Source organism: Arthrobacter sp. BL-252-APC-1A, from assembly GCF_009696625.1.
Lineage (GTDB): Bacteria > Actinomycetota > Actinomycetes > Actinomycetales > Micrococcaceae > Arthrobacter_B.
Genome location: NZ_VULS01000019.1, coordinates 1 through 9,200 on the forward strand (window position 1 = coordinate 1; position 9,200 = coordinate 9,200).

Below are 9,200 nucleotides of genomic sequence, written 5' to 3' on the forward strand. Positions count from 1 at the left end.
CCCAACCCAGCTCAAATAAGGCTACCGCTGCCTCACGCTGCTCTTCCGACAATGAACTGCTGCTGTGCATAGAACTGCTCCCCGAGAGTGAACTGATTTCTCAGTCCAACTTTCGGGGAGCAGTTCACAAGGGGCGGCCGGGTCTCTTACATTTCAGCTAGGACGCAGGAGTCTCAGCAGGCTTTCCCTGCTTCTTCTCCGGCTTGAAGTCCACGCCGGCTTCCTTGCGCTGCTGGGCGCTGATCGGCGCGGGAGCGGAGGTCAGCGGGTCGTAGCCGCCGCCGGACTTCGGGAAGGCGATGACGTCGCGGATTGAATCGGCGCCGGCCAGCAGGGCCACCACGCGGTCCCAGCCAAAGGCGATTCCGCCGTGCGGCGGGGCGCCGTACTTGAAACCTTCAAGCAGGAAGCCGAACTGTTCCTGGGCGGTCTCCTCGGAAATACCCATGACCTTGAAGACGCGCTCCTGCACATCACGGCGGTGGATACGGATTGAGCCGCCGCCGATTTCGTTGCCGTTGCACACGATGTCGTACGCGTAGGCAAGTGCGGAGGCCGGATCCTTGTCGAAGGTGTCCAGGAACTCGGGCTTCGGGGAGGTGAACGCGTGGTGCACTGCGGTCCACTCGCCTTCGCCTGCTGCGACGTCGCCGGCTGCAACTGCTGCTGCGGCGGGCTCGAACATCGGGGCGTCAACAACCCAGACGAAAGCCCAGTCCTTCGGGTCGATCAGGCCGGTGCGGTGGCCGATTTCCACGCGGGCAGCGCCGAGCAGGGCACGGGCCTCGTTGGTCTGGCCGGCGGCGAAGAAGATGCAGTCGCCGGGATTGGCGCCGACCTTCTCTGCCAGGTGTTCGCGCTCAAAGTCGGTGAGGTTCTTGGCGACCGGGCCGGTGAGGGAGCCGTCTTCCTGAACCAGCACGTAGGCAAGGCCCTTCGCGCCGCGCTGCTTGGCCCATTCCTGCCAGGCATCCAGGGTGCGGCGGGCCTGCGAGGCACCGCCCGGCATTACGACGGCGCCGACGTACGGTGCCTGGAAGACGCGGAAGGTGGTGTCCTTGAAGAACTCCGTGAGCTCGGTCAGCTCCAGGCCGAAGCGCAGGTCCGGCTTGTCCGAACCGTAACGGGCCATTGCGTCCGCGTAGGTCATGCGGGCAATCGGGGTCTGGATCTCGACGCCGATCAGCTTCCAGAGTGCCTTTACGATCTGCTCGCCGAGGGCAATGATGTCGTTCTCTTCAACAAAGCTGGCCTCGATGTCCAGCTGCGTGAACTCCGGCTGGCGATCGGCGCGGAAGTCTTCGTCGCGGTAGCAGCGGGCAATCTGGTAGTACTTCTCGAAGCCGCCAACCTGCAGCAGCTGCTTGAACAGCTGCGGTGACTGCGGCAGGGCATACCAGGAACCCGGTGCCAGGCGTGCCGGGACCACAAAGTCGCGGGCGCCTTCCGGCGTCGAACGCGTCAGGGTCGGGGTTTCGATTTCAACGAAGCCCTCGTCGTGGAGCAGTTCGCGGGCCACGCGGTTGGCCTCGGAACGCAGGCGCAGTGCCGCGGAGGGAGCCGGACGGCGCAGGTCCAGGTAGCGGTGCTTCAGGCGGGCTTCCTCACCGACCTCAACATGCTCATCGATCTGGAACGGCAGCGGATCCGAAGTGTTCAGGATGACGACGTCGTCGGCAATAACCTCCACCTCGCCGGTGGCCAGCGCGGGGTTCTCGTTGCCCTCGGGGCGGCGCTCCACCTTGCCGGTGATCTGCAGGACGTACTCGTTGCGCAGGCCGTGGAAAACGTCCTCTTCACGGACGACGACCTGGGCCACGCCCGAGGCATCACGCAGGTCGAGGAAGGCGACGCCTCCGTGGTCCCGGCGGCGGGCTACCCAGCCGGCCAGGGTGACGGTCTGTCCAATATGCTCGGCCCTCAGGGAACCAAGGGCATGTGTGCGCAGCACAGCATTCCTTTCAACTACGGTTACTTGCGGAAAACACCAGTTTCCGCCCATTGTGAGTAAAGATCTTCTTTGAGTTTACCGGTGTTCCCCAAGCTTCCCGGCCAAGGGCTGACCGATCGGAGGCCCGTTTGTCCGGCAATGCTGCCACTGCCCGCCCGCTGGGGGGCTTCGACGCGACCACTGTCGGCATCGGTTCCATTGTCGGTGCGGGCGTGTTCATTGTCTTCCCTGCAGCCGTGGCCGCGGACGGCGGCCCGCTGACCGTTCCCCTGGTGATCGCCGCTGTCGTCGCCTATGCCTGCGGCGTCGCGGTTTTCCAAATCAGTGCAGCCCTTAATGAGGGCCAGGCAAATTACGACGACGGCGGTACCCGGGCCGCCCGGGTGATCCTTGGCCCCACCGCGGCTTTCGTCACCGGGTGGGTCTTTTTATGTTCCCGGCTGGCGGCCTCCGCGGTGGCAGCCCTGATGGTGGGCACGTATCTGGCGCCCGATTATGCTGTGGCGGTGGCCGTCGCGGCCGTAGCCGTGACCGCAGTGCTCAACCTGTTAGGGGCAACCCGCAGCGACTGGGTATCCCGGTTCATCGTTGCCTTCGTGATTGCAGTGCTTGCCTTTGTGGCCGTGGTGGCGTTCAACTCCGAGCTGCCGGCCGGCAACCCCAAGCTCGCTACGCTGCCCGAACCCGGTCTCGCCGGACTCCTTGAATCCTCGGCCCTGCTCTACTTTGCCTTCATTGGCTACGGGTACCTCGCCTCGCTTGGACCCCATGTCCGATCCCCCGGCAGAAACATTCCCCTGGCACTTCCGGCAGCAATCGCCGTCGTCCTGGGGCTGTATCTGGTCCTGGGCCATTCCCTGCTCAGCTACTTCGGCCCGGCCCGGCTCGCTGCCGAAACCACACCAATGGTGGTGCCGGTGGCCGACATGAGCGGCGGAGTGGGAGTCGGCGTTGTCCTGATCGCCGCGGCTGCCACCGGGCTGGGTGCATTGTCAGCGCTGAACTCCGGTTGTGCCCGGATCGGGGCGGCCATGGCCGCGGAGGGTGAGCTGCCTGCGCCGTTCGGGCGGAAGCGGTCCCTGCTCCGCGGCAGGCCGGAAATCCCTTGGGTTGGCGTGGTGGCCGGCGCCGCCGTCGTTATGGCTCTGGTGGTTGCATTCCCCTTGTCCACTCTGCTGGGCGTCGCTGCGTTCACCGGGCTGCTGTATGCCGGAGGTACCGCGGTGATTGCCTTTACGCTGCATAAACGCCGCTGGTACACGCCGCGGGTGCTGAATGTGGTCGGAATCGCCGGAACGCTGCTGCTGGCGCTCTCGCTTCCGCTGCTGGACATCTCGCTGGGGCTGATGGCCGTTGTTGCCGGCGCTGTGGTGCGGCTGACGTTCCGCCGCGGGCGCGGCGATGCACGCGGCGGACCGGTCAGGCCGCCTGACTAGTCGATCCCCTCCACCAGGAGCCAGGCCTCGACTTCGGCCAGCAGCTCGGCCTTACGTTCAGCAGAAGCGAACGACGCCGTAATCGAGTTCTCCGCGAGCCTGGCCAGCTGGGCGGGGTTGAGGTCGAACGTTTCGCGCAGGACGGCAAAGTTGTCGTCAACGTAGCCGCCAAAGTACGCAGGGTCGTCGGAGTTCACCGACACCTTGAGCCCCTGTTCGAGCAGCAGCGGCAGCGGGTGGCTCTCCAGTGAATCGACGGCCTGCAGGCGGACGTTGGAGAGCGGGCAGATGGTCAGCGGAATCTGGTCGCGTTCAAGCCGTGCCACCAGCTCTGGGTCATCCATGCAGCGGATACCGTGGTCGATCCGGTCCACCAGCAGCAGGTCCAGTGCCTGCTCAATGTAGTGCGACGGACCTTCTTCCCCGGCGTGGGCCACCAGCTTCAGGCCGGCAGCACGGGCCTGCTCGTAGAGCGGGACAAAGTCCTCCGGGGGGTTGCCCAGCTCGGCTGAGTCCAGGCCGATCCCGATGATGGGCGCGTCCATGGCCAGCAGGTCGGCGAGGACCCGTAACGCTTCCTCCTGCGGACGGTCGCGCAGGAATGCCGCGATCAGCGCCGTAGAGATTCCGAACTCAGTTTCGGAGTTTTTCAGTACGGACGCCACTCCCCCGATGCAGGTTTCAAGCGCGACTCCGCGGGCCAGGTGGGCCTGGGGATCCACCATCATTTCAACGTGACGCACCCCGGCGGCAGCTGCGCGGGCAAGGTAGGCGCGGGTCATGGCGGCGAAGTCGGCTTCGGTGCGCAGCACGTCCATGTTGGCGTAGTAGAGGTCCAGGAAGGACTGCAGGTCCGTGAACTCGTAGCGGGCACGGAGCTCATCCAGGTCCGCGTAGGGCAGCTCGATGCCGTTGCGGGCAGCCAGTTCAAAGATCAGTTCCGGCTCCAGCGTTCCTTCAATGTGCAGGTGGAGTTCGGCGCAGGGCAGCTTGCTCAAGACGGTCCTCTCAAAGGTTTCGGGCGGGCGCGGCGTGCCGCTCCCTCCCTTTCAGCCTAGGATGCCCGGACTGTCCAAACCATTCCGGCCCGTCCCTGCCTACGCGTGAGATTGGCTACTGCAGGGTGTGTTCCGGCCCGGACAGCCAGGCGATGATGTCCGCTGCCGGACGCCGGGGCGCGCTCCGCCAGCCGGTGCCCGCCCACAGGTGGAGGGTATCGGCGTCGCCCGCTTTTCCGGCAGCCTGGCGCAGTTCCCGGGTGAGGTGTGTTCGTTGGTCTTGCCCGACCCGACCAAATACATCATCAGACCCGACATGCGTTCACCGCGCACCACGTTCGGAATCATTGCCCGAAACCCAGTCCGTCGAGAGCCCGGTCAATCCGGACAGCAACCTCCCGGACCTTCTTCACCGTCGCCGCGGTCTCGGCCTGGATCTCTCCTGAGGCATTGGTGGCCCGGGCAATCTGGTTCACGTTATTGGACACCGCGGCCAGCAGCCGGTGAAGCGCAAAGAGCTCAGCCATGGCCTGCTTGCGTTCCGTAGGTGTCTCACCGGCAGCTGATGCCAGGGCTGACTCAACGAGGAGCCGGGGAACAGTGACGTGCTGGGCCTCAGCCAGACGCAGCAGCTGCGCTTCCTCTTCCGGGGTCACCTTCACCCGGTGATCGTGCTGCCGGCCGCCCTGCACATTGGCACGCCGGCGGCGGCCAAACAACCGGCCCTCGGACGGATGCCCCATGCCACTCCCCTGCCTCTCGGCCCAGCGCAGCGACCCCGCCCCTGCGGCGGGGACCACACGCCCAGTGTGACCCACGACCGGACACACGTCCACAGTGGCAAGCGACTTGGGGGACCTAAGTCTATAGCTTGCTCCGCGAACAAACGCTGCAAGCGTTCCCGCGGCTCTACCGACTTCGGGGAGCTTCGCTCCTGCCACATTGACCGGCTGCGCCGTTCCGTTTCGGCGTTGGAGGGTACTGTCCGCCCTTCTCTTGGCAAGCCTGCACCGGCGGCTTTCGCGGCATATCCTCACTCGCTTCGCTCCCTCCGGTATTCCACGCTCCCCCGGCTCCGGCTGGCCAATTCACTTCGCGGCCAAGAGGTGACGGCTGTGCCGAAAGGAACGGTGGCCAAGACAAAAAGGAGCAAACCCGTGAAACAGCTCATCACCCCGGAACAAGTAGCCCACAAATACGGCGTCACCATTCAGGAACTCACGGAATGGCGGCGCCGGAACATCGGCCCGGACTACTACGTACTCGGCACACGGGTCATCCGCTACACGCCCGAACACGTCGAACGGTGGTTCCGCGATCCGGCGAACTCACGCTGGCATGACTTCCCGGCAGAGGCTTTCACCGAAGGCCTCGGAGAGAACGACGCTGACTGGTTGAGCGTCGAGGTGCATCGTCCGCTCACCTGGTGGCGTGCAACGCCGGAACAGCTGGGCGCACGGGTGGCTGATCCCGACCACGGCGCGTTTCCCCGCTGGGAGTCCTACGACCAGGACTGGAAGGCCATCGGAAGGACCATTCAGGACGTCGGTGATGTCCTAGCTTCAGGGGTCTCACCGGCCGGTCCTGGCCCGGATGGAAGTCCGGATCCGTGTGCACGATCCCGGACTGTCAGATCTTGAACTCAAGATCGTGCGGTCATGGTTCGGTCCTGGCGAAGCAGTAACGATGGACCCCTGGGACAGCGGATGGTCCGACGGCAGACACAGAACGTGGCATGCCGCAGCAGCGTCCAATGCCGGCGTCCTGCTTCCCATCCGAGGCAACATCCTCGGGTTCGCCAACGCCGCTGACATTCCCCTCCTCGGCGACAACTGGAGCGAACAATTTCGCGCCGGTCTGCAGCGCCTGAAGCAACAGACCTGGGTGGATCAGACGGACCCAGTAAACCGACAGTTCCAAGAGAGTCTGGTACTCGCTGCCGCCGGAAGAATCCCACCGGTTGTGCCGTCAGCAATGGCTCCCGCTCGGGGATCGCTGCCAGCTTATGTGGAGGCGAGTTTTCCTTCCGTTCTCGACGGACCAAGCCCACAGAACGCACCATACTCAGCACCTTGTGACTCTCCGGTAACCCGTTCTTATCGGGGTGTCTCCGAAGGAACGGGCCATGACCGCTAGACCGTTCGCAGAGGGATTTCCCATGTTCGATGAGAAGCAGAATCCGTGCTGCTCTGTTGCCGGACTTCTGGCGTAGTTAGTGTGTCGGGCATGGCAGCCATTGATCTCGAAACGACGCAGAATCAAGCTCGTAAACTCCTGGATTCCCGGATCGCCTCCGTGACTGAACTCGTGAAAGCTCGGCAGCGCCGAGACGAGCTTCTGGACCAGATGAAGGAAGCTGAACGGGAGAACAAGCGCGCGTACACCCGCGCCATCCGGGACGGATGGAGCGAGGACGAGCTGAAGAAGCTAGGCCTCGACGAAACCGGTGGGCGTCGGGGTGCCCGAAGAACGGTCAATTCATCGGCTACATAGCAGCAAGGTGGGTCGATGCCCTGGACGCGGCCTGCGGAGCACACCGGCGTTGCTGTGCGGACTCTGCAACGCTGGCAGCTCGGATTGAGACGGGTCAGCTCGCGAGAGCACCTCGCCGCGATAAGGGATCGAAGCGCACTGCCGCCGAACTGGCAACTGTTGTGATTGGAGAAACGATGCGAAAACTCACTTACTACGTCGCCGTCAGCATGGACGGGTTCATCGCGGGGCCTTCCGGTGAATTCGACCGGTTCGTCTCCGAGGGAGACCACGCTGCGGGGATATGGCAGAAGTACCGCGGTACCGCGCCGACCGACCTCGCCGAGGCGGCGGGTCTCTCCGTCGAGCGCGGCCCTTTCGATACGGTACTCATGGGCTGGAACACGTACGCAGTCGGCCTGCCAGACCTCCCTAGTCCTTACCGCCACCTCCGCCAGATCGTGTTCACCCGCGGACACGAGTCACCAGAAGGCGCTGCCGGCGTCGAATTCACCGATCGTGATCCTGTCGAGGTCGTTCGTGAATTGAAGGCCGAGGACGGCGCAGGCATCTGGCTGTGCGGGGGCGGGATCCTCGCCGCGGCGCTGGCCGATGAAATCGACCGTCTCGCACTCAAACTCAACCCGGTCCTCTTCGGCCACGGCATTCGCCTGTTCGGCGACCGGCGCTACGATCCGGCATCCTTGCGACCGCTCGCCATCACTCCATACGAATCGGGTGTCGTACTGGCCGAATACACGCAGGAACGATGACGCCGCAGCACATTGAGCGGAACCGGTTGCGGGCGATTTCTCTCCCATACACCCGCCAGGTTGGGCGAGCCGCGCCGCAATCTCTCTCCCCCCACACACACAACTCCGCACGGGTGTCGCTGTCAGCAGACTGCGGCGGCATAGTTCTGAATTAGAGAGAGAAGAGGTCCTCACCGTCTGTGTAGAACTTCACCGCTTCGTGATCCAGCTCCAGTCCCAGCCCGGGATTCGCTGGGATGGCGAGGCATCCCTCGCTGTCGAGAAACCACCGGGTCGCCACGGGGTAAGTGCGGGCGGCTGATTACGTTTTGCCCGCTACCGGGTCCACTGGATACCGCTGTCCCGGTGAAGGATCCTTTAGCGGATGAAAGCCTCAAGCGAGAGCTGGCGCGCGATGTCGCGTGCGCACCCTTCCGTTGAGCGATAGGTGGTGTCGACCTCGACGTCGTAGTCAACTCCGTCGTGCACGCTTAGGGCTTGCTGTCGAGCCATCCCTTCCACGCGGTCGACGCGTCGTGCCTCGCGGGATGCGGCGACGTCCGGGTCGCAGCGCACCGCCACCCAAATCAGCTCCACATCGCTGAAGGCTGACCGCAGACGATCCTGACCCGCTCCCCCTGACAGAAGGACCTCATCGAGGATCAAGTGGGCTCCCGCGCGGGCCATATCGCTGAGTCCGGTGTACCAGCTGCGTTCCAAGGCCCGATGCTCAGCACTGAAAGTGATGGTGCCGTCCTGCTCGAAGGTGATTCCCGCACGCGGACTGTCACCCCCGGCAGGAAGTGCGTCGATGAAAGTGTCGACGCCGAAAGTCAACCAAATGCCTGGGAGGATTTCCTGAAGAGCCCGAGCAATTGAAGACTTGCCGGAGCTTGAGCCGCCGTTCAGTATGATCACTTGGGGATTCTGATTGGTAGACACCCGTCGAGCCTAGTACGGAAATTGAGGATTGAGGCACGCCCGCAAGCCGGTCGTCATACGGGCACCCGATCAACTCTCGCAAACGATGTGCCCGCTAAGGGATCCTTCAGCGGGTGCCCTGCGTTGCTCCCTCATGTTTGAGCGGTCAAAGATCAAGCCGACCCCTAGAAGTTGGCAGGGCATTGTCATTGATGGGGAATGCCTGCGATGACCTGATAGTCCGCATACGTGATCCCTGGGCCTTCCAGATCAGCTAGGTCAGGGCCACTCGGACTCGCTCCAGGGCACTGTGTGGATATTTCGTACAACCCATGCGGTTGCACAAACTCAACACGGCCGTTTTGGTCCGAAGTTCCAGATGACGCCGTTACTGTGGCTGGCTCACCAAATAAGGGTTCTAGCTGTACCTGACAGTCCGGCACGACAGAAGACCCGCCATTTTCCAGAACTACGACAGTTAGAAAGACATGTCCGTCCGGCGGCATTGGGGCGCTCTTCGGCGAACATCCAGCCAAGGCAAGAGGGACTGCTGAAGGTTTCGTTGACAGCTGGGGTTGATAATTTTTTACGCGGCTGAGGCCGCGTTTTTTATTGTCTCAAATTCGATGGGTGTCAGCCGTCCGAGGGCACGTTGGCGGCGTTTTCGGTG

The 9,200-nt window shown here is 63.6% G+C and carries 9 protein-coding genes; 4 read left to right on the top strand and 5 right to left on the bottom strand.

Translation table 11 applies throughout. The annotated features are described in order from the left end of the window. Positions 1–157: 157 nt before the first annotated feature. Positions 158–1,951 (bottom strand): aspartate--tRNA ligase, encoded by a 1,794-nt coding sequence (gene aspS, locus FYJ28_RS16785; RefSeq protein WP_326831795.1) that lies wholly within the window; start codon positions 1,949–1,951, stop codon positions 158–160. Between the two features lie 128 nt (positions 1,952–2,079). Here aspS and FYJ28_RS16790 point away from each other — a divergent pair, with 128 nt between their 5' ends. Further along, on the top strand, positions 2,080–3,387 hold the full coding sequence (locus FYJ28_RS16790; protein ID WP_154580155.1) for an APC family permease: 1,308 nt from the start codon (positions 2,080–2,082) through the stop codon (positions 3,385–3,387). Here FYJ28_RS16790 and FYJ28_RS16795 read toward each other — a convergent pair. Together FYJ28_RS16795 and mobC are read right to left on the bottom strand one after the other, a co-directional pair. Next, on the bottom strand, positions 3,384–4,385 hold the full coding sequence (locus FYJ28_RS16795; RefSeq protein WP_154580156.1) for an adenosine deaminase: 1,002 nt from the start codon (positions 4,383–4,385) through the stop codon (positions 3,384–3,386). The two genes, FYJ28_RS16790 and FYJ28_RS16795, sit on opposite strands and share 4 nt — an antisense overlap. 344 nt (positions 4,386–4,729) lie before the next feature. Further along, positions 4,730–5,128: a plasmid mobilization relaxosome protein MobC gene (mobC, locus tag FYJ28_RS16800; protein ID WP_154580157.1), complete on the bottom strand. Its 399-nt coding sequence runs from the start codon at positions 5,126–5,128 to the stop codon at positions 4,730–4,732. Between the two features lie 414 nt (positions 5,129–5,542). Here mobC and FYJ28_RS16805 point away from each other — a divergent pair, with 414 nt between their 5' ends. From FYJ28_RS16805 to FYJ28_RS16815, 3 genes are all read left to right on the top strand, one after another. Beyond that, positions 5,543–6,025, top strand: coding sequence for a helix-turn-helix transcriptional regulator (locus FYJ28_RS16805; protein WP_154580158.1), 483 nt, complete (start codon positions 5,543–5,545; stop codon positions 6,023–6,025). A gap of 586 nt (positions 6,026–6,611) precedes the next feature. Continuing rightward, entirely contained in the window at positions 6,612–6,878 is a 267-nt protein-coding gene (locus tag FYJ28_RS16810) for a hypothetical protein (RefSeq protein WP_152275386.1), read from the top strand. 176 nt (positions 6,879–7,054) lie between these two features. Further along, entirely contained in the window at positions 7,055–7,630 is a 576-nt protein-coding gene (locus tag FYJ28_RS16815; protein ID WP_152275385.1) for a dihydrofolate reductase family protein, read from the top strand. A 151-nt stretch (positions 7,631–7,781) separates the two neighbouring features. Here the strand turns inward: FYJ28_RS16815 and FYJ28_RS17575 are convergent, their stop codons facing one another. Together FYJ28_RS17575 and FYJ28_RS16820 are read right to left on the bottom strand one after the other, a co-directional pair. After that, positions 7,782–7,910, bottom strand: a complete 129-nt coding sequence (locus FYJ28_RS17575; RefSeq protein ID WP_268235048.1) for a hypothetical protein — start codon at positions 7,908–7,910, stop codon at positions 7,782–7,784. A gap of 77 nt (positions 7,911–7,987) precedes the next feature. Continuing rightward, the gene (locus FYJ28_RS16820; protein WP_055240970.1) at positions 7,988–8,527 is read right to left on the bottom strand and encodes a chloramphenicol phosphotransferase CPT family protein; all 540 of its coding nucleotides are present in this window, start codon (positions 8,525–8,527) and stop codon (positions 7,988–7,990) included. Positions 8,528–9,200 lie beyond the last annotated feature (673 nt).